The sequence below is a fragment of the Prosthecobacter algae genome (assembly GCF_039542385.1).
Classification (GTDB): domain Bacteria; phylum Verrucomicrobiota; class Verrucomicrobiia; order Verrucomicrobiales; family Verrucomicrobiaceae; genus Prosthecobacter; species Prosthecobacter algae.
On the sequence record NZ_BAABIA010000003.1, the window covers coordinates 279,853 to 301,098 of the forward strand.

Below are 21,246 nucleotides of genomic sequence, written 5' to 3' on the forward strand. Positions count from 1 at the left end.
CCACCCGGCTTTTGGCACCATTTCCAAAACATCCGCCTCGACAAAGCCAGGGACACCGCATTTTATGCAAGGCGACCATGCCACTCTCCCTAGACGACATCCTTCAATCCGCGGATGACCACCAAGCCAGTGATGTCTTTTTGATGGAGGGAGAAATCCCCCGCATGAAGATCAACGAGCAGATCATGCTCTTTGGTGACGAACCCATGCAGCTCAACCAAATGGTGGGCCTGTGGCAGGCCTGCGGGGTGAGCCCTGAAGGAGAAACGGACCGGGATTCCGGGCTCGTTTCAACCAACCGCACCCGTTACCGTGTGAACATGCACAAAGCCCTCGGTCGCCTGGGCGTGGTGATGCGGCGCATCCGCACGGATCTGCCCGTGCTGGGGAATCTGGGGGTGCCGGATTGGCTGCTGACCAAATGGGCCATGAAAACCCGTGGCCTGATTCTCATCACCGGACCTACCGGCATGGGAAAAAGCACCACCATGGCGGGCCTGCTCGGCTGGATGAATGAGACCCTGGCACGCCATATTGTGACCATTGAGGATCCCGTGGAATTCATTTACCCGAACAAAGGCTGCATGTTCACCCAGCGTGAAGTGGGGCGCGATACCGCAAGCTATGCGCGCGGGGTGCGGGGTGCGATGCGACAGGCTCCGGACGTCATCATGGTGGGAGAAATTCGTGACTACGAAACAGCCATCACCACCCTCCAAGCCAGTGAAACAGGGCACCTCGTCCTGGCTTCCGTACACAGCGACAGCGTGGTGGATGCGGTGGACCGCATGGCACACCTTTTCCCACCCGAGCAGGCAGGGCTGGGCCTGCACCTGCTGTCGCAGCAATTGATCGGGGCGGTTTGTCAAAAGCTTATCCCGCGCACCGATGACGGCCTGCATCTGCTGGTGGAACATTTGGAAAACGGCGGTGCCGTGAAGCAGTGGATCGCCAAAAAAGAGACGGACCAGGTGCGCAACTACATGCAGCGTGGCAATGACCCAAACTGCATCACCTTCCTGACAAACATCGTCCGCGCCTATGAGGCCGGCATCATCACGGAAGCTGAAGCTATCACCGCCAGTGGCAACGAGACGGAATTCAAACGCGCGGCACGCGGCATCAGCTAAGCCTCCGTTTCTCCAAAAAACCCTCCCCTTCCCCAGCCCCCTTTCCAATGCGCCAGTACGACCTCATCGAATACCTTTCCATGGCCATGCAGGCCGGAGCCTCGGATCTGCATCTCTCGCCTGGGGCACCGCCCACGATGCGCCTCCACGGCCGCATGACGCCAGTGACCGATGAGCTTTTTGATGCTCTTGATGTGCGCGAACTCGTCCTCGGCGGTTTGAAAGACAACCAGCGCGCCAAGCTGGAAGAAGAGTGGGAACTGGACTTTGCCATCGAGGTGGAAAACCTGGGCCGTTTCCGTGGCAACGCTTGTTTTGCCATGGGGCGCATCGAAGGAAACTTCCGCTACATCCCAGACAGCATCCCCGAACTTTCCCAGTTAGGCCACGGACCGAATGTTCAGGGCATGTGCCAGTTTAAAGATGGCCTCATCCTCATTACAGGGGTGAGCAACAGCGGTAAAACGACCACGCTTTGCAGCATGACGCAGACCATCGCCCGCGAGCGGTCCTGCAACATCGTCACCATCGAAGACCCCATCGAATTTGTCTTCCAGCACGGCTCCAGTCTGATCCGCCAGCGCCAGGTCGGCTTTGACACCCATGAATTTGCGCGCGCCATGAAAAGTGCCCTCCGGCAGGATGTGAACGTCATCACCGTCAGCGAGTTGCGGGATCTGGAAACCATGCGCACGGCGCTCACAGCCGCAGAGACAGGGCACCTTGTCATCAGCACCCTGCACACCATGGATGTGCCCAGCACCATCACGCGTATTCTCGACAGTTATCCGAAAGAGCAGCAGGACTACGTGGCAGCCCAGCTCAGCCACTGCCTGCGTGGGGTCATCAGCCAGCATCTCATCCGCCGACCCGATGGCGAAGGTCGCGTGATGGCCACGGAAGTGATGATGATGAACAATGCCATCTCAAGCTGCATTCGGGACCAGCGCCTGCAACAGCTCCCGAGTTTGATCCAGATCGGCGGACGCGACGGCATGCACACCATTGACGACAGCCTCATGCACCTGCTGTCCTATGATTTCATCACGATCGACGACTGTCGCGCTCATTGTCGCGACTTCAGTTTTATCCAGGCGGGTTATGAAAAACTGAAGCGTGACCGAGAACTGGCAGCGAAGAGAAAATAAGCCATCTCTTTAGCAGACATCAGGCAGATTGCATCCCGGCGGAGGTTGATATGATTCCTCAATGGGGTTAGTCATCTGCCTGATGCGTTTTCTATCCCGTTTGTTGGCCTTGGCCATGTGTCTTTCGTGCGTTCATGTTGAGGCCAGCGAACCTGCACGCCGAGTCATCGGCTTTGATCTGCCTCATTTCTCAATAGCAGGCACGTCTTCTAACTTTCGGCCAGGTCTGGTTGAACAGGGATTCAAGCTCTCCACGCCAGTGGACGGCGTTTTTGTGCAAGGCCCCCTTTACAATTTTTCTCCGATTAACGGGGGCAATTATGCACGCTTCATTTCAGGAGCAGCAAACTTGAAGATCGCTCACCAGGACGGACTGCCGTTCACCCCGCATCAAGTGGACTTGGCAGAATACAGCGTCAACCTCCCCGTGACATTCGTGGGGAGAAAGGCCGATAACAGCACGGTCACCGTTAGCTATACGATGGACGGGCGCTATGACGGCACAGGCCCTTTGGCAGACTTCCAAACCTTTGTCTTTCCAGAAAGTTTTGCACAGATCGTCGAGTTGAGCGTGCCCGGAACAGGCTATTATTTGGACAACCTTGCGGTCACTCCCCATGGCATCGAAGCCCCCGAACCACCCCTGCTGACTCCACCACTGGTTTATGATATCAACTGGAACGACCTGCCTCACCGCTTAGATCAGCCAACATCTTTCGGTGGCCAACGATCTCCCAGCACTTCCGTCTTTGGCACCCAATACGTGAGAAGCCAGATCGGCCCCTTGACCGATAGACCTCTGGAACTTGGGGGTGTGGAAGCGGTTTATGACCAGTTTGGCATGAATATGTCCAGAAGAGCAGAGCGGTATGTCCTTGAATTTGACATGACCCAACTCGGCTCCAGTTCACTGGCAGTCTTCATGGATCATACGCATGGGCTGCTGAGAACAGACTTCAACGGCAATGGCTCGGTGACATTTTATAGCGGGACTTCTAACAACGCTTTCACTGGCATCAATCCAAATTCAAGCTACAGCCCCCGTGCCATCACCCACTGCACCATGGATTTTGATTTGGGCAATCGACGGGCGCGGATTGACATCAACGGGACCAAAGTCGCCGAATGGGCCATGAACCGACTGCCAGGCTTTGATTTGAGGCAATTCCGTTTCAGTCTCTCGGGCGCTGACATCGTCGGCATAGATAACATCAAGATCAGCGCTTTCGATGTCTCACCACTTCTGGCAGCTCCCGTTGAGCTTGACTTCTACACGGTCTCTGTCGGAAGCAGTCAAACTCGTTCCTTCAGTGTCTCCAACATCAGCGATGATGATTTAACGATCACCGGGATGACCTCCAGTTCGAGTGTTTTCACCCTCGAAACACCCCTCCCCTTGGTCATACCCGCTAGAGGGTCGTCTGTTGTGACCGTCAAGGCGACGCCCACATCAGGGCAAACCTTCACAGGAGATTTGGCGCTACAGGCTGGGCCACACGTTGTATCGCTTTCAGCCTCAGTCACGGGATATCAGCAGCCGGTACCGGGGACCTTTTCGTTGCATCCTAAAACTCAGGTGCTTACCGAGCGTCAGTATGTGACACTATCCTCCATCTATGACGGAACTGGAGTGAGCCATTATGAATGGACCTTTAATGGCATCCCGATTCCCTCCGCCACTACGCGAAATTACCAAATTGCCTCAGCCACCCCTGCCAAGGCAGGTCTTTACAAAGTGGCTGCTGTTTTAACTAATGGCCAAAGGGTTTTTTCAAATGCGGCTAACATTGCAGTGGTTAGGCATGAACCCATCAACCGCACCATCCCTTTAGGAGGGCGGGTTGAATTGGTCTGCACGGCTGCTGGCTCGCCATTGATTTATGAATGGAGGCGCAATGGCGAGTTGATCCAGACAACTTCGGGCCCTGTGGCCGCCAATGGCTCAGTTTTAGTCCTCCATCCCGTCGGGCTTTCCTCAGAAGGCCATTACACCTGCAATGTCTCTATTGGCACTGTCGGAAGCAGCCAGTCCACCAGTGTGAGAGGCATGGATGCAAACCTGTCGCTTCTACTGCCGCCTCGGATTCTGACCGACAAACTCCCGCATTTGCGGGTGGGAGATTACACCAGCTTCCAACTTCGCACGTCTTCACCCTCGACCTTCTTCAGCGCTTCAGGCTTGCCCCATGGCATCATTCTGGATCCCTGGAGCGGGAGAGTTTTTGGGCAGCCTGCATTAGCCATCACCCTTGATCCTTCACACCCAGATCGGGCATCCCCTTATCGTGTGACATTCACCGCCTCTAATGAGAGCGGCGCAGGCCCAGCTATGGAACTTGAGTGGTGGATCCATCCGAAACCACAGACCCACAACTTTGCGGGACTCATCGCTCGAGAAAAGCTCTCCATGGATCCCCTGGGGCTGGGAGGTCGTTTTACCTTGAGCACCACGGCCAAAGGAACGCTGACAGGTTCCATGGTCATTGCGGGCAAAGCTTTTCCAGTCATCGGCAACCCAAGCTACAATACCGAAGATGGTGCGCTGGAAGGGGAGCTCCACTTTAACAAATCCGCTAAAAGTGAGCCCATCTTCGTGCGCATTCTTCCGAATGGGAGAGTTACCTCGGGATCCGATGGGGTTTTAGAAGGAGGCCAACTCCTGCCCAAAGCGGCTGCGAAGCAGCATCAAGGCCTGTATCCAGCCGCACTCCTGCCAGAAGTATCCCAAACAGCCCTTGAAGATGATGGCAGCACCCCAGGAGGTCTGGGATATCTGTCTTTCAAGGTCAGTCCGACAGGGACCGTCACCTATGCGGGCCGTCTGGGAGATGGCACCCAAGTAACGGGTAGCCATTCCCTGGTCATCCATCCCGAAGATACCGAAGCGGCGAGGCTTCCGATATACCTGATGCCACAGGCCCAGCGCAGCTTTTTTTCCGGCTGGGTCTCCTATGCTGAAGCTCAGGTGGATGGAAATCTGGAATGGGCCAAACAACCGCATGTCAAAAACACCACCTATCGCGAAGGATTTCTCCTCCAGTCTCTTCAAGTCATCGGCAGCCGTCACGTCGCACCTGCACCGGGCCAGACGTTGATGAATTTGGGTGACTCCGCCCATGACCTTGAGTTGACCAGCCCAGGTCTTCCAGAACCTGCCATCAAAACGCTGCAAGTTCAGCCCAATCACCGGGCCGTCATTTCAGGCAAAGGGGTACCCGCTGGCGTGGTGATGACCATTAGCCCCTCCACTTCCTTGTTTAGTGGGAGTTATGTCTCTGGAAAATACCGAGGATATCCCATTAAAGCCACCTTCCAGGGAGTCTTCGTCCCGAGGTTGGGACAGGGCGTGGGAACGATCCTGAGCCTATCCGAAGAGAGTCTGAAACTTAACCTGACGTCTCCTGAATTGGATGTCGGCCAAGTCCGAATCTTCCCAGCGAAGTGACAAAAAAAGCCGAGATGCTTCTCGCATCTCGGCTCTGCATTTGAGGGGAATCAGTTCGTCTTCAGCACTTCGATGAACGCCTCTTGAGGGATGTTCACGCGGCCGATGGACTTCATGCGCTTTTTGCCTTCCTTCTGCTTTTCCAGAAGCTTGCGCTTACGGGAAATGTCACCGCCGTAGCACTTGGCAGTCACGTCTTTGCGAAGGGCACTGATGGATTCACGGGCGATCACCTTGCCACCGATGGCAGCCTGGATGGCGACGACGAAAAGCTGCTGAGGAATGACTTCTTTGAGCTTGGCAGCGAGCTGGCGGCCTCGGGCCTCAGCCTTGCCACGGTGCACGATGCAGGAGAAAGCATCCACGGGCTCGCCTGCGATAAGCATGTCCATCTTCACGAGGTCATCGGCCTTATAGCCAGCATGCTCATAGTCCATACTGCCGTAACCACGGGTCAGGGACTTGAGCTTGTCATTGAAGTCCACGAGGATCTCATTCAGCGGGATCACGGTGTGCAGCAGCACGCGGCGGTCATCCAGGGTCTCGGTGTTGTTCACCTGCCCGCGTTTGTCCATGACGAGCTGCATGATGTCACCGATGTATTCGTTCGGGATCATCACGAAAACCTTCACGATCGGCTCGCGGATTTCATCAATCTCGTTGGCCGGTGGGAGGAAGCTCGGATTATCCACCAGGATCTCCGTGCCATCCGTTTTGCGGAGTTCGTAAATGACCGACGGATACGTCGAAATGACGTCCATGTTGAACTCACGACGCAGACGTTCCTGAACGATTTCCATGTGCAACAGACCGAGGAAACCGCAGCGGAAACCGAAGCCCAGCGCGGCGGAGCTTTCTGCCATGAAGGTGAACGCAGCGTCATTGATCTGCAGCTTACCCACGGCCAGCTTCAGCGCTTCAAAGTCATCCGTACTGATGGGGTAGATGCCACTGAAGACCAGAGGGTGGATCTCCTTGAAACCGGGCAGCGGCTCGGGCGCAGGCTTGCGAGATTCGGTCAGCGTATCGCCGATTTTCACATCTGCCGTCGTCTTCACGTTGGCGATGATGTAACCCACGTCGCCAGCTTCCAGTTTGTCACAAGCGACCATCTTCGGGCGGAAGGTACCGACTTCCTTGATTTCGGAGTCGTTGCCAGACGCCATGAGACGCACCTTTTGACCACGCACAATGGAGCCGGACATCACGCGGATGTAGCTGATAACGCCGCGATAGGGATCGAAAATGGAATCAAAAACGGAAGCGCGCAGGTAGCCGTCGCCGGGTTCTTTGGGTGCGGGAACGAAGGCAACGATGGCCTCCAAAATGTCTGTGATACCGATGCCCATCTTGGCGCTGGCAGAGACAGCTTCATCGGCTGGAAGCTGAAGGATTTCCTCAAGCTGCTTTTTCACCTTGTCCACGTCCGCGTTCGGCAGGTCAATTTTATTGATGACCGGGATGACGTGCAGGTTTTGCTGGAGGGCGAGATTCAAGTTCGCCACGGTCTGGGCTTCCACGCCCTGGCTGGCATCCACCAGGAGGAGGGCGCCTTCACAGGCGGCGAGGGAACGGCTGACTTCATAGCTGAAGTCCACGTGCCCTGGGGTATCCAGCAGGTTCAGCTTATAGATCAGTCCATCTTTGGCCTTGTAGTTCATGCACACCGGGTGCGCCTTGATGGTGATACCACGCTCACGTTCCAGGTCCATGCTGTCCAAAAGCTGGTCCTGTTGCTGTCGCTGCGTGATCGTCTGGGTAGCCTCCAGCAGACGGTCGGAAAGAGTGGTCTTTCCGTGGTCAATGTGAGCAATGATGGAGAAATTGCGGGTGCGTTCGATGGACATCAGAAAAGAGTCGGCTGGGGGATATACTCCCTAACCCCGAGTAGCGAAAGGGTCAAGGTCGGCCCGCAGGGAGTGTCGCAGTCACCTTTCGCCCAAATTTCGCGCCTCTAAACGCTCCACGTTGCTTTCGGATAGCCAGATGCGGCTTCCAATGCCTTGACGCACCTCTGTTTTCTCCGCTAAAACGGCTTCTTTATGGCCACCATCGCCGTTCTCGGCACACTCGATACCAAGGGACAAGAGCACGCCTATGTGGCGGAACTCATCCGTCAACGCGGGCACCAGCCCCTGCTGATTGATACTGGCAGCGGCAGCGCGCCCACGGTTTCACCCGACATTTCCCGCGAGGAAGTCGCCGCGGCAGGGGCTATTGATCTGGCGGGAATCCTCACTCGCCAGGATCGGGGGGAGGCCGTGACGGCCATGGCAGAAGCTTCGGCCAAGCTCCTTGCGGGCCTCGTTTCTTCGGGCCGGATTCAGGGGGTCATCTCCCTGGGCGGTGGCGGTGGCACTGCCATCAGCAGCAGCGCCATGCGCGCCTTGCCCATCGGTTTTCCGAAAGTCATGGTCTCCACCCTAGCTGCGGGCAATGTCGCCCCCTACATAGGTACGAAGGACATTGTCATGATCCCCAGCATCGTGGATGTCTCCGGCATCAATCGCCTCTCCCGCACCCTCCTGGCCCGCGCTGCCGGGGCCATCTGCGGCATGGTGGAAATGGAGATCCCGCCTACAGAGGACAAGCCGCTCATTGCCGCCTCCATGTTCGGCAACACCACGGAATGCGTGAATGCCGCCAAGACTCTCCTCGAAAAAGCTGGCTATGAAGTTCTCGTTTTCGCCGCCACAGGCACTGGGGGCCGCATCATGGAAAGCCTCATCGAAAGCGGCCTCATTACAGGCGTGATGGACATCACCACCACCGAATGGGCAGATGAACTCGTCGGCGGGGTCCTCAATGCCGGCCCGCATCGGCTGGAGGCCGCAGGCAAAACTGGCACCCCGGCCATCGTCACGCCTGGTTGCCTGGACATGGTGAATTTTGGCGAACCTGCCAGCATCCCAGCCAAGTTCAAAGATCGTCTTTTCTACCAGCACAACCCGCAGGTCACCCTCATGCGAACCTCGCCGGAGGAATGCGCCGAACTGGGCCGCATCTTGGCCGAGAAGGTCAATGCCTACACCGGCCTCGTTACCGTGCTTCTCCCGCTGAAAGCCATCAGCGTCATCAGCGCACCCGGCAAACCGTTCCACGATCCGGCAGCGGACACGGCCCTTTTCACCTCTATCAAATCTCACCTCCGCCCTGAAATTCCGGTCATCGAGATGGACTGTGAGATCAATGCGCCGGAGTTCTCGGAAGCGTGTGTTGGGGCTCTATTGGCCACTTTGCCAAGATAAATCTCATTTGGTCTTCACTGCTGCTCGTCCCATCTCCGCGCTTGACGCCCTCTGAGAACTGAGCACTGAGCACTCAGCCTCTTTTTGCTCTCCACCATGTCCCTCGGCCAACTCCTCCTCACCGGCGTTCCCGGTCCTGAACTCGATTCTGAAACCGCCGCTCGCTTCAAGAAGCTGCAGCCCGGTGGATTCATTCTCTTTGGCCGCAACATCATCTCGCCCGAGCAGGTGCGGAAGCTGATTGATGATCTGCGCGATCTATCCGACATCGAGCCCTTCATCACCATCGACCAGGAAGGTGGCCGCGTGTCTCGCCTGCGCCTCATTGGCGAGGAGCCGCCGAATGCCCAGTCCCTGCGTGACAAGGGGGACGTGAAACTCATCAAGCAGCATGGCAAACTCACGGGTCAAATTTTGCGCCTGTTCGGCTTCAATCTGGACCTCTGCCCCGTGCTCGACATTTCCTATGACGACACGGCAGACAACTCCCTCAAAGGACGCTGCTGGGGACGTGATCCGCAGCAGGTCATCAACAACGCAGGCGTCTTCAACCGTGCTATGCGCGGTGAAGGCATCCTGAGCTGTGCCAAACACTTCCCCGGCTACGGCCCGGCCGAGTGCGATCCGCATGAGTTCCTGCCTGTCATCGGCAAATCCCACCCGGAGATGCTGGAGTCCGAGCTCCTGCCCTACACCGCCCTGCTGCCGGAGATTGACAGCGTGATGACCTGCCACAGCAACTACACGGCCTACGATCCCGACCGCCCTCGCTGGCCCGCTAGCCTTAGCCACAATGTGTGCACCAAATTGTTGCGCGATCAGTTAGGCTTCGAAGGCTTGGCCATGACCGATGACCTGGACATGGGAGCCATTCTCAATGAAGTGACTTTTGAGCAGGCCATCCAGGAAGCCGTGCGCGCTGGGAACGACCTCGTCATGATCTGCCACCGCCTGGAAATGGTGGAGCTGGCCCGCCAACACCTCGAAGGTGTGGAGGCCCCCATCCTCCACGATGCCCTCGTCCGCATCGAGAAGACCAAAAAGCGCCTTGTGGCACCCGATCCGTTCAGCCTTGACCGCTTCGCCAAAATCAATCGCGACATCTGGGATCTCCGCGTCGCCACCCTGGGTGAAGAACTCGCCCACAACAAAAGCGTGGAAGACGGCAAGCGCTCTCCGGTGGAGCTGTATTAAAGACAGGCACGCAGGACCGGCCGATTCGGTAGAATCATGGGTGAATTCGTCCATGATTTTACCCTTTATTATTTTACCCTCTTCCCCCTCACATTTCCCTGCAATGTGAGCCCCGTCCCCGTCGTTACCCCAGTCTCTGACCATGATGCGACGAATCCTCCTCACTTGCGCCGGTTTGCTGGCCACTTCTCTTTCGGCTGCTCCGAAAGGACCGCCGAACATCCTTTTCCTCTTTTCGGACGATCTCGCCTCCCAGGCTATCTCCAGTTATGGCGACGAGCGCAAGCTGCTTGAGACCCCGGGGATAGATCGCCTCGCCAAAGAGGGCATTCGGTTTAATCGCTGCCTGGTTACAAACTCCATCTGCGGCCCCATGCGCGCCGTGATCCAGACGGGCAAATATTCGCACCTGAACGGCTTTCACAACAACAGCAACAGCCGCTTCGATGGCAACCAGCAGACCTTCCCTAAGCTGCTGCAAAAAGGCGGTTATACCACCGCGGTCATTGGCAAATGGCATCTGATGACCGACCCTCAGGGGTTCGACTATTGGAACGTCCTTCCCGGCCAGGGTATTTACTACAACCCGCCCATGATCGAAAACGGCCAGGAGGTGAAACACACCGGTTACGTCACTGACATCATCACCGAGCAGGGCCTCAAGTGGCTGGAAGGTCGCGACAAGACCAAGCCTTTCATGCTGATGCTTCAGCACAAGGCACCTCATCGGGAATGGGAACCGGCTCTGCGCCACCTGGACCACGACAAGGGCCGTGTTTATCCAGAGCCCGCCACCTTGTTTGACAATTTCGAAGGTCGCAGCAAGGCCGTTAGCGATCACGACATGGGGCTGGACCGCACCATCACCGAGCGTGACATGAAGCTCGTCGCACCGGCCTCCCTGAATGAGGAGCAGCGCAAAGCCTGGAATGCGTATTACGACCCGATTAACAAAAAGTATAACGAAGCACCGCCCACTGGAAAAGACCTCATCAAATGGCGCTACCAGCGTTACATGCATGATTACCTGGGATGCGTGAAAGGGGTGGACGAAAGCATCGCCACGGTTCTCGATTACCTGGACAAATCCGGCCTCGCCGAAAATACCGTCGTCATTTGCAGCAGTGACCAGGGTTTCTACCTCGGAGAGCACGGCTGGTTTGACAAACGCTGGATCTTTGAGGAATCCCTCACCACCCCCTTCCTGGTCCGCTGGCCAGGAGTGGCCAAGGCGGGCAGCACCAATGGCAGCATCGTTTCCTTGCTGGACCTTGCCCAGACCTTCCTGGACATCGCGGGTCAGCCGCAACCTGCGGACATGCAGGGCCATTCCCTGGTGCCGCTTTTCAAAGGCGAGACGCCTGCGGACTGGCGCAAAAGCTTCTACTACCACTACTACGAGTTCCCCGTGCCCCATCGCGTGCGCCCACACTATGGCGTGATCACCGACCGCTACAAACTCATCCATTACTATGCCCCAGACGTGGATGACTGGGAGCTGCTGGACCGTCAAAAGGACCCTCTAGAAACCCAGAGTTTCTACAAAGACCCAGCTTATGCAGACACTGTCAAAGAGCTCAAAACCGAGCTCTCACGCTTGCAAACCGAGGTCAAAGAAATCCTGCCTCCCCCACGCCTGACGCATGGCAACAAAGCCTTCGATGGCGAGGTGAATCCCCCAGTCCCCCAGAATGCCAAAGGCATGGGCAAGGGCAAAGGAAAGGGCAAAAAGAAACAGGCCGAGTGATCTCCTGATGGAACAACCACGGAAGACGCTGAAGACACGGAATGTATTCATGAACTGATTTTATGAATTCATTTCCTCTGCCTTCCGTGTGCTCCGTACTTTCCGTGGTTGTTTTCCTTCTGAGCACTGCTGCAAACGCGTCTGCACCCTTCAAACCCGTAGCCTGCGAAGGGGCTTACCCACGTCACCTCCAAGGCATCTGTACCGATGGTAAAGAGGCCATCTACTGGTCTTGGACAGATGCGATCGTGAAGACGGATCTGGAGGGCAAGATTCTCAAAAAAGTCGCCGCGCCCAGTCACCAGGGAGATCTCTGCCATCACGACGGCAAGGTCTATGTCGCGGTCAATTTGGGCAAGTTCAACCAACCCGCTGGCGCAGCCGACTCATGGGTCTTCGTCTTCGATGGCGAAACCCTGGCGGAACTCTCTCGTCATCCCGTGCCAGAGCTTGTTCATGGAGCAGGAGGCATGGCCTATCGTGAAGGTCGTTTTATCCTCATCGGCGGCCTGCCCCCGGGAACAGATGAAAACTACGTGTATGAATACGACGCGAAGTTCCAGTTCATCCAGCGTCACACGCTGACCAGCGGCTACACCCTCATGGGCATTCAAACGGTGGAGTATGCCGACGGTTCCTGGTGGTTCGGTTGTTATGGCAAACCAGCCGTTTTGCTTCGTGCCGATGAAAACTTCCGCTTCACGGGCAAGTGGGAGTTCAATGCTTCCGTCGGCCTCGCCCGCATTGGGCCTAACCAGTTTTTGATCGCCGAGAATAAATCCACAAAAGGCATCGGCAATACCGCCAAGGTTCGCCTTGCGCATGCCGATCTTGATAAGGGCCTCGTTCTCGACACTCAGCCCTGAGGAACAACCACGGAGGACACTGAACACACGGAAGGGGATGGCCAGGATTTGAAATTCCGTGTGTTCAGTGTTTTCCGTGGTTGCCCTCCCTTTTTTAATCCATGACCGCATCATTCAAAAAACTCACCTTCGCAGTTCTTGCCTTGGGCATGACGCTCGCAGCCTCGGCGGCGGACAAACCCAACTTCATTTTCATCCTCTGTGATGATCTGGGTTATGGAGATGTGAAGCATCTCAATCCTGAGGGTAAAATTGCCACGCCCAACATGGACCGCATCGCCAAGGAAGGCATGACCTTCACCGATGCCCACACCCCTTCCAGCGTCTGCACCCCCACCCGCTACGGCACCCTCACAGGCCGCTACAACTGGCGTACCAAATTGCAAAAGGGCGTCCTGGGCGGACTCAGCCCGCACCTGATTGCCACGGATCGCATGACCGTGGCCTCCATGCTCAAAGGGCAGGGCTACCACACCGCCATCATCGGCAAGTGGCATCTCGGCATGGATTGGAAGGTCAAAGATGGCCTGAACGTGGCGGAACTGAACATTGAATCCCCCCAGCAGACCTGGAGTGTGGATTTCACCCAGCCTACCACCCACGGGCCCAACAGCGTCGGGTTCGACCACTACTTCGGCATCAGCGCCTCCCTAGACATGGTGCCGTACTGCTTCATCGAAAATGACCGCGTCACTGCCCAGCCCACTGAGGATCGCGCCATCGAAATTGTTCAGGGAAAGACTGAAAAATACACCCGCAAGGGCCCTGCTGCCCCCGGTTTTACCGGCTACGAAGTCCTGCCCACATTCATTGACAAAGCCGTCGCCTACGTCGGCGAAAAATCCGCCGATGCGAAGTCAGGAAAACCCTTCTTCCTCTATCTACCCCTTGCCTCCCCGCACACCCCCATCCTGCCCAATCCTGAATGGCGGGGCAAAAGCGGCCTAAATCAATATGGCGACTTCGTGATGGAAACCGATGCCGCCATTGGACGAGTCCTCAAAGCTCTGGATGACAATGGTCTGGCCGAGAACACCGTCATCGTCTTCACCAGCGACAATGGCTGCTCCCCAAGTGCCAATTATCCCGAACTGCTGGCCAAAGGCCACAACCCCAGCGCCAAACTGCGCGGCCATAAAGCCGACATCTATGATGGCGGCCACCGCGTGCCCTTCCTGGTCCGCTGGCCTGCCAAGGTGAAGCCCGGCCAGACAACCAGCCAGCTCACTTGCCTGACGGACTTTTTTGCCACCGCCGCCCACATCACTGGCGCAACTGCTCCGGAAACTGCCGCCGAAGACAGTTTCAGCTTCCTCCCGACCCTTTTGGGTGAAAGCGGCAAACCCGCCCGTGAATCCCTCGTCCATCACAGCATCCAAGGTGTCTTCGCCATCCGCGAGGGTCCCTGGAAGCTCGCTCTCTGCCCAGGCTCCGGCGGCTGGAGCGAACCCCGCCCCGGCACCGAGCCCAAGGACTCGCCACACGTCCAGCTTTTCAATATGGAAGCCGATCTCGGCGAGCAGACCAACCTCGCCGCCCAGCACCCCGAAATCGTCACTCGCCTCACGAAGAGACTGGAAACCCTAGTCGCCAGCGGTCGCAGCACCCCTGGAGCCCCTCAAAACAACGACGTCCCCGTCGAAATCTGGAAAAAGCCCGAAGCGACGAAAAAAGGGGCCAAAAGCGGCAAGGCGAACAAGGGTAAGAAGTGAATTCCCCGTCTTCCGTCTCCCACCCCTACAAAAAACGACGAAAAAAGGTCGTTATCGGGGGTTTAGGGGCGACTTTTTAACCCGGAGGCCCTATCGTCTCCCTTCACTTTCCCTGCCAAACTCCTTGCCGTTCGTCTGCCCTCTGATAAAAAAGGCCATTCGTCTCAAGCAGCAGGCACGCCTTTTTATATGAAGTTCACGATCAGCAAGGAATCTCTCCAGCAGGCCATTCAGCAAGTGCAGCACGTCGTCAGTGCACGCACCACTCTGGCCATCCTCTCCAACGTCCTGCTCCGCGCCAAAAATGGCGTCCTGGAACTGACCACAACGGACCTGGATGTCGGCGTGACCTGCAGCGTTGCTGCCGAGGTCGAGGAAGAAGGAGCCACCACCCTGCCTGCCCGCCGTCTGGCCACGATCATTCGTGAGCTTCCTGCGGAAGACATCCAGATCAGCGTGGATGAGAAAAACGTGGCTTCCATCCGCAGCGGCCCGTCCTATTTCAAGGTGCTGGGCCTCACCAGCGAGGAATTCCCTGCCCTGCCCCGCTTTGACGACGCCCGTGAATTCAAGATTGATCAGCAGATTCTGCGCGATTGCCTGAAAAAGACATCCTATGCCATCTCGACCGACGAAACTCGTTATGTGCTGAACGGCATCCTTTTCTCCTTCAAAAACAACACTCTGACCATGGTGGCCACGGATGGCCGCCGTCTGGCCATGGTGGAGCAGGAGCTGGAATTCCCCCAGAGCCAGGAAGTGGACATCATCGTCCCGACCAAGGCTGTGAACGAACTTGCCCGCCTTTGCGGCGACTTGGGCGAGGTGATCATCCGCGTGACCAGCAGCCAGGTCGGATTTGATCTGGGCGACAGCCTGCTCATCAGCAAGCTGATCGACGGCAACTATCCAAACTACCGTCAGGTGATCCCAGGCGAGGCCAAGGAGCGCATCGCCTTGGAGCGTGAGGTTTTCCTGAAGGCCATCAGCCGTGTGTCCCTCCTCGCTAGCGAGAAGTCGAACTCGGTGAAGTTCCAGTTCACTCCAGGTCAGGTGGAAATCATCGCCAGCAGCCCGGACATCGGTGAAGCGCGTGAAACCATCCCGCTCAACTACAAGGGAGCCTCCATCACCATCGCCTTCAATCCGGAGTTTACGATGGCCCCGCTGCGCAACCTCAGCGCCGATGAAGTGTATCTTCACTTGATCGATGAAATCAGTCCCGGCGTTCTTCGTACCGGCACCAATTTCCTCTATGTGCTCATGCCCATGCGCGTGAACAGCTAAAAACCCCCAAAACAAACTCCGATGCAGCGCTCCACGCATCTCCTCATCCTTACAGCGGTCACCGCCTCGCTCGCCAGTTGCTACGGGCCGGACCCGCGTCCCTTTGCCGGGAATGGCCGGTCACTCGACCAGCCCCCGCGCTATGGCGACCCGAACCGCTACGTGGAGCCCATCGCCCCGCCGCCCCCAGGCCAGCCTGTGGGCCCCCAGGTGCCCCCGCCGAATCTTGACCCGACCGCTCCTGTGGTAGATCCAGGGCTGACGGTGGCTCCTCCAGGGTCACAGCCCACCGTTCCTGGTGGCACCATGACACCTCCGGCCATTACGACACCACCTGTGATCACGACGCCTTCGGTGCCGCCCACCACTCCTCCGGCTGGCGATGTTCCCTACGCACGTGCGGTTCCTGGCAAACCTGGGTTTGTTTACAGTCCCAAGGATCCCAAGAAAGTCATCAGTGTGGAAGGTCTGCGCCCCGGCCAAAAGGCCCGCGACCCAGAAACAGGTGACATCTTCCGCGTGCCGTATTAAGCCTCGCGAGTGATCGTGGAAAGAACCATTGCCATTTTTGGCCCCGGCTTGCTCGGCGGCTCTCTGGCGCTTGCTGTACAGGAACGGATGCCCGGGACTGTGCTGCGCCTGTGGGCCCGGCGAGAAAGTGCTGAAGCAGGCATCCGCGCCCGCGGAATCCAGGCGGACTTTTTCACCGATGCCGCAGCGGCCGCCGCAGGAGCTTCCCTGATTATTCTCTGCACTCCTGTGGAGACTATGGCCGCCCTGGCCGAGCAAATCACCCAAGGCCAACTCGCCGACGATTGCCTGGTCACCGATGTCGGCAGTGTGAAAGGCAGCGTGGTCCGCGCCCTGCACCCCATTCTGGGCCCACGTTTCATCGGCAGCCATCCCATGGCGGGTTCTGAAAAAACCGGCATTGAAGTGGCCCGGGCAGATCTTTTTCAAAACGCCACCTGCCTGCTGACTCCTGAAGGCCAAGAAAACGCCGGGCTTCTGCGGCTGCAAAATTTCTGGCAGGCCCTGGGATGCAGGGTGCTGGAGATGTCCCCCGAGGAGCACGATGAAAAGGTGGCCCGTATTTCCCACCTGCCGCACATGATGGCCGCTGTGACCACCCTGGCAGCCCTGCGCACTGATCCCTCGGCTGTCGCGTGCGTGGCCAATGGCTTTCGCGACACCACCCGCGTGGCCGGTGGCGACCCAGGTCTGTGGACGGGCATCGCCATGGAAAACCGCCCGGCCCTGGTGGCCCAATTGCGTGCTGCGGCTGACACTTTGACAGAGCTTCTTGAAATCCTCGACAAGCCGGACGAAGAAGAACTCCGCCGCTTCCTTGCTGAGGCCCAAAGCCTGCGCAGGACCGTCCCGGCGGCAGTCTCCTGATATGGCCACTCTGAAAGTCCGAAAGCTCAAATCCTTCCCCGCCGAAATCTCCGTTCCTGGCGACAAAAGCATCAGTCACCGCGCCGCCATGTTTGCGGGCATGGCCTCCGGCACCACCGTCATTGACGGCTTTCTGCCCAGCGAAGACTGCCTCTGCTCCGTCAAGGCCATGGAAGCCCTGGGTGCCAAAGTGGAGCCTCTGGAAGAGACTGACGGCATCGGCCTGACCAAGCTGGCCATCACAGGCAACGGCCCCCAGCTCAAGGCCCCTTCCGGCCCGGTGGATTGCGGTAATTCTGGCACCACCATTCGCCTGCTTTCCGGGATCTTGGCGGGCCAAGCATTCACCACCGAGATGTTCGGGGATGCTTCCCTTTCCAAACGCCCAATGAAGCGTGTGGCCGACCCGCTCCGCCTCATGGGAGCCCAGGTGGAAGGCCAGGGCGAGAAGATCTGCGCCCCCCTCAAAGTCACCGGAGGCTCTTTGCAGGCCATCACTTACACCCTCCCCATGGCGAGTGCTCAGGTGAAATCCGCCATCCTTCTGGCGGGTCTATATGCCCCCGGTAAGACCACCGTTGTCGAGCCTGTGGCCACCCGAAATCACACGGAGCGCATCATGTCTCACTTTGGCATCAAGTGGCTGCGTGAGGGCAATGCCATCTCGGTCTATGGCGGTCAATCCGCCCGCGCGACGGACATCGTCGTGCCGGGAGACATCTCAAGCGCCGCCTTCTGGATGGTGGCTGCCGCCGCCAGTCCCGGCCAGCAGATCACCCTGAAAAACGTCGGCCTCAATCCGACCCGCACAGGTGTGATCAATGTGCTGCTGCGCATGGGCGCTCACATTCACAATTCCGAAGAAACCACCGATGGTGAACCTCGTGGCAATGTCACCGTCAAAGGCGGCGACCTCAACGCCACAGTCATCGGCGGTGCCGAGATCCCCAACGTCATTGACGAACTGCCCATCCTTGCCGTCGCCGCCGCACTGGCCCGTGGCAAAACCCGCATCCAGGATGCGCATGAACTGCGCGTGAAGGAAACGGACCGCATCGCCGCTGTGGCCGAGAATCTGCGGCGCATGGGTGTGACTGTCACCGAATTCGACGATGGCATGGAGATCGAAGGCGGTGCCCAACTTCAGGGTGCCACCATCAGCACCTACCATGACCACCGCATCGCCATGGCCTTTGCCATCGCCGGCTTGTTTGCTGAAGGCGAAACGGTCATCGAAGGCTCCGAGTGCATCGGCACCAGCTACCCTGGTTTCGAGCATGACCTTGCCCTGTTCCTGAAGAACGAAAATGGCGAGACGCCCATCCCGGTAATCTCACGCATCCCCCGTAAAGTAGGCTAAGCCCTCCCGACATCGCCCACCCCCATTCGACGGTTCCTTCTCCCCATGCCTACCTCCAACGTGATCACCATTGACGGCCCTGCCGCCTCCGGCAAAAGCAGCGTCGCACGTATCCTGGCCCAGCGGCTGGGCTACATCTACGTGAACACGGGCAACATGTACCGGGCCATGACCTGGGCGGTGCTGCAGACGGGCGTTGATCCGAATGACCAGGACGCCGTGCGAAATGCGGCTACGGGCATCGTCGTAGATTCGCCTGTCACAGAAGGGCAGACGCAGGTGTCCATCAGCGGTCGCCTCCTCTCCACCGAAGACCTCAACAGCGACCCAGTGAATCGCGGAGTCTCTTTGGTCGCCCGGGTGCCGGAAGTGCGCGCACGGCTCGTCGCCGATCAGCGTGCCCTGGCAGCCCTCGGCCCGCTGGTGATGGAAGGCCGCGACATCGGCAGCGTGGTGTTCCCGGAGAGTCCTCTGAAGTTTTATATCGATGCCAGCGAAGAAGTCCGTGCCGCACGTCGCCGTGCGCAGGGGCATACCGATCAGGTCGCGGAGCGGGATCGTCTCGACTCCACCCGCAAGACCTCACCCCTGGTGGTGCCTGAGGGTGCCGTGGTCATTGATAACAGTCACCTCACGCTGGAAGGTGCCGTGCAAGCGGTGCTCGATCGCCTGCCCCCCACTGAGTAAGCATGAACCTTTCCTACCGTATTGGGCACACCATCTTTCGGGCTGTCGCCCGGAGTTTTTATGACTTTCGGGTCATTGGCGAAGAGAACCTCAAGCTTGCAGGTCCTGCCCTCATCGTGGCCAATCACGTCAGCTTTCTAGACCCACCGTTTATTGGGCAGGCCTTTGATGAGCCCCTGTATTTCTTTGCCCGCAAAAGCCTGTTTGATCACCCTATGGCGGGCAAACTCCTGCGCAGTTGGCAGACCATTCCGGTGGACAAAGACAAGCCCGATGCCTCCAGCCTGAAGTCCACCATCCGTCTTCTGAAGAGCGGTAAAAAGATCCTCATGTTTCCAGAAGGCACGCGTAGCCTGGACGGAAAGCCACAAAAGGCAGAAGCCGGCGTGGGACTCTTCATCGCGAAAAGCAGCGCCCCAGTCCTGCCAGTGCGCATCTATGGCAGCTACGAGGCCTACCCTCGTGGAGCCAAGTTTCTGCGCCCGGCCCAGATTCGCCTCGTCGTCGGCAAACCTTATCAGCCCGATCTCAAGGCGCACGGCCAGGAAGGCCGCGATCTTTATCAGGCCCTGGCCGATGAAGTGATGGAACGCATCAGCGAACTGACCCTGTAAGCAGGCCCGTTGCCGAACAACGGACCTGCCTGACAGTCTGCGAAGGCGTTACGCGCCCTTCTTTTCCTTCGCCTGGTCTTCAGGCCGCTTCGCTTCTGGAAGCTGGAACTTGGTAACGCCTGGCATCGGCATAGAAGTGGGCTTGAAGCTGTCCCCCCATTTCAATGTATCAGGCGCCAGATCCTGCGTGCAATCCAGCATCTGCTGCCAGGTCAGAAGCTGACCTGTGTAGGCGGCCTCGCGACCCATGATCCCCACCAGAGTGGAAAGCATCATGCGATCACCATCATTGATGACCTCGCCTTTGCGGATGGCATTGAAGAGAGCTTCATGCTCCAGGTCGTACATGTTTTTGTCCTCGCCTTTGAAGCGCCAGCGCTTCGGCCCGTCAATGAAAGGAACCGAGCCTTTGCCAATGATGAGAACGCCCTTCTCACCCCGGATGATGTCTTGGTTATGCCCTTGGCAGCCTTTGATCTGGCGGTTGGCCAAGTGGCAGTAGATGCCATTGCCCCACTCGTAGGCGGCATGAAAGTGGTCAAAAATATTGCCGTCCTCCGCCGGGATCTGGCGCCCGCCAGTGGCAATGCAGCTAAGCGGCGGCTTGTCCCCCATGGCCCAACACAGTTTGTCCACGCTGTGCACGGCCTGCTCCACGATGCTGTCGCCGCTAAGCCAGGAGAAATTGTACCAGTTGCGCACCTGCCACTCCACATCGCTCATTCCTGCTGGGCGACCACTGGCAGGTGGCATCGGCTTCACAGGGCCCGTGTGATAGGTGGCCAAAATACTGGTCACGTCACCGATCTGGCCTTCTTGCAGCCGTGAAAAGGCTTCCTTGCGGGAGCTGCTGTAGCGCCAGCAGTAGCCAGCCACGATATTCAGCTTCTTTTCCGCCGCTTTCTTCACTGCGGCCATAGCGAGGTGATAACCGATGGTGTCCACCGCCATGGGTTTCTCGGCAAAGATGTGCTTCCCAGCATCCACTGCCGCCATGAGGTGCAGCGGGCGGAACCCTGGAGGGCTGGCCAGCAGGACGACGTCCACGCCGGAATCAATGAGCTTCTGGTAAGCATCCAGGCCGATGAACTTCTTGTCCGGCTTCACATCCACGCGATCGGGATACTTCTGGGCCAGACTGTTGATGCTGCCTTCGATCTGCTTTTCATCCACATCCGCCATGGCGACGATTTTGGCATTGTAGTCTGCCCCCAAAGCCTGAGAGGCAGCCCCAGTACCACGGCCGCCACAGCCGACCAGGCCAATGCGGAGGGTTTCACTGGAATCAGCCTTTTGCTGCGCACGCAGCGAGCTGGCAGTGGTGAGAATGGCGGCGGCCCCAGTGGTCTGGGCGAATTGGCGGCGGGTTAAAATGGAAGTCATGGAACTGGAGTAATCGTGCCTCCCCCT

At 57.9% G+C, this 21,246-nt stretch carries 16 protein-coding genes; 14 read left to right on the forward strand and 2 right to left on the reverse strand.

What is annotated here, in order from left to right; all coding sequences use genetic code 11:
* The first annotated feature begins 77 nt into the window (after positions 1 to 77).
* The 3 genes from ABEB25_RS08050 (at position 78) to ABEB25_RS08060 (ending at position 5,723) form a co-directional block, all read left to right on the forward strand.
* Complete coding sequence (locus ABEB25_RS08050) at positions 78 to 1,130, forward strand: type IV pilus twitching motility protein PilT (protein ID WP_345735878.1); 1,053 nt, start codon at positions 78 to 80, stop codon at positions 1,128 to 1,130.
* Between the two features lie 47 nt (positions 1,131 to 1,177).
* Positions 1,178 to 2,278: a type IV pilus twitching motility protein PilT gene (locus ABEB25_RS08055; RefSeq protein WP_345735879.1), complete on the forward strand. Its 1,101-nt coding sequence runs from the start codon at positions 1,178 to 1,180 to the stop codon at positions 2,276 to 2,278.
* Positions 2,279 to 2,381: 103 nt separating this feature from the next.
* Positions 2,382 to 5,723 carry an immunoglobulin domain-containing protein gene (locus tag ABEB25_RS08060; RefSeq protein ID WP_345735880.1) on the forward strand — a complete coding sequence of 1,114 codons (3,342 nt, stop codon included), beginning with the start codon at positions 2,382 to 2,384 and terminating at the stop codon, positions 5,721 to 5,723.
* A gap of 50 nt (positions 5,724 to 5,773) precedes the next feature.
* Here ABEB25_RS08060 and lepA read toward each other — a convergent pair whose 3' ends face one another.
* A complete protein-coding gene (gene lepA, locus ABEB25_RS08065) occupies positions 5,774 to 7,570 on the reverse strand; it encodes a translation elongation factor 4 (RefSeq protein WP_345735881.1) in 1,797 nt (598 codons plus the stop codon).
* 195 nt (positions 7,571 to 7,765) lie between these two features.
* Between lepA and ABEB25_RS08070 the strand changes: the two genes are divergently transcribed.
* From ABEB25_RS08070 to ABEB25_RS08120, 11 genes are all read left to right on the forward strand, one after another.
* On the forward strand, positions 7,766 to 8,971 hold the full coding sequence (locus tag ABEB25_RS08070; protein ID WP_345735882.1) for a Tm-1-like ATP-binding domain-containing protein: 1,206 nt from the start codon (positions 7,766 to 7,768) through the stop codon (positions 8,969 to 8,971).
* A gap of 96 nt (positions 8,972 to 9,067) precedes the next feature.
* The gene (locus ABEB25_RS08075) at positions 9,068 to 10,165 is read left to right on the forward strand and encodes a glycoside hydrolase family 3 N-terminal domain-containing protein (RefSeq protein ID WP_345735883.1); all 1,098 of its coding nucleotides are present in this window, start codon (positions 9,068 to 9,070) and stop codon (positions 10,163 to 10,165) included.
* A 145-nt stretch (positions 10,166 to 10,310) separates the two neighbouring features.
* Positions 10,311 to 11,912: a sulfatase family protein gene (locus tag ABEB25_RS08080; protein WP_345736243.1), complete on the forward strand. Its 1,602-nt coding sequence runs from the start codon at positions 10,311 to 10,313 to the stop codon at positions 11,910 to 11,912.
* 62 nt (positions 11,913 to 11,974) lie between these two features.
* Complete coding sequence (locus ABEB25_RS08085; RefSeq protein WP_345735884.1) at positions 11,975 to 12,778, forward strand: hypothetical protein; 804 nt, start codon at positions 11,975 to 11,977, stop codon at positions 12,776 to 12,778.
* A gap of 101 nt (positions 12,779 to 12,879) precedes the next feature.
* Entirely contained in the window at positions 12,880 to 14,490 is a 1,611-nt protein-coding gene (locus tag ABEB25_RS08090; RefSeq protein WP_345735885.1) for a sulfatase family protein, read from the forward strand.
* A gap of 189 nt (positions 14,491 to 14,679) precedes the next feature.
* Positions 14,680 to 15,777: a DNA polymerase III subunit beta gene (gene dnaN / locus ABEB25_RS08095; RefSeq protein WP_184211704.1), complete on the forward strand. Its 1,098-nt coding sequence runs from the start codon at positions 14,680 to 14,682 to the stop codon at positions 15,775 to 15,777.
* A 21-nt stretch (positions 15,778 to 15,798) separates the two neighbouring features.
* Positions 15,799 to 16,308, forward strand: coding sequence for a hypothetical protein (locus ABEB25_RS08100; protein ID WP_345735886.1), 510 nt, complete (start codon positions 15,799 to 15,801; stop codon positions 16,306 to 16,308).
* 15 nt (positions 16,309 to 16,323) lie between these two features.
* Entirely contained in the window at positions 16,324 to 17,175 is an 852-nt protein-coding gene (locus tag ABEB25_RS08105) for a prephenate dehydrogenase (protein ID WP_345735887.1), read from the forward strand.
* Position 17,176: 1 nt separating this feature from the next.
* Entirely contained in the window at positions 17,177 to 18,535 is a 1,359-nt protein-coding gene (gene aroA / locus ABEB25_RS08110; protein ID WP_345735888.1) for a 3-phosphoshikimate 1-carboxyvinyltransferase, read from the forward strand.
* Between the two features lie 45 nt (positions 18,536 to 18,580).
* Positions 18,581 to 19,222, forward strand: coding sequence for a (d)CMP kinase (gene cmk, locus ABEB25_RS08115; protein WP_345735889.1), 642 nt, complete (start codon positions 18,581 to 18,583; stop codon positions 19,220 to 19,222).
* A gap of 2 nt (positions 19,223 to 19,224) precedes the next feature.
* Entirely contained in the window at positions 19,225 to 19,836 is a 612-nt protein-coding gene (locus tag ABEB25_RS08120) for a lysophospholipid acyltransferase family protein (protein WP_345735890.1), read from the forward strand.
* 48 nt (positions 19,837 to 19,884) lie between these two features.
* Here ABEB25_RS08120 and ABEB25_RS08125 read toward each other — a convergent pair whose 3' ends face one another.
* Positions 19,885 to 21,219, reverse strand: a complete 1,335-nt coding sequence (locus tag ABEB25_RS08125) for a Gfo/Idh/MocA family protein (protein WP_345735891.1) — start codon at positions 21,217 to 21,219, stop codon at positions 19,885 to 19,887.
* Positions 21,220 to 21,246 lie beyond the last annotated feature (27 nt).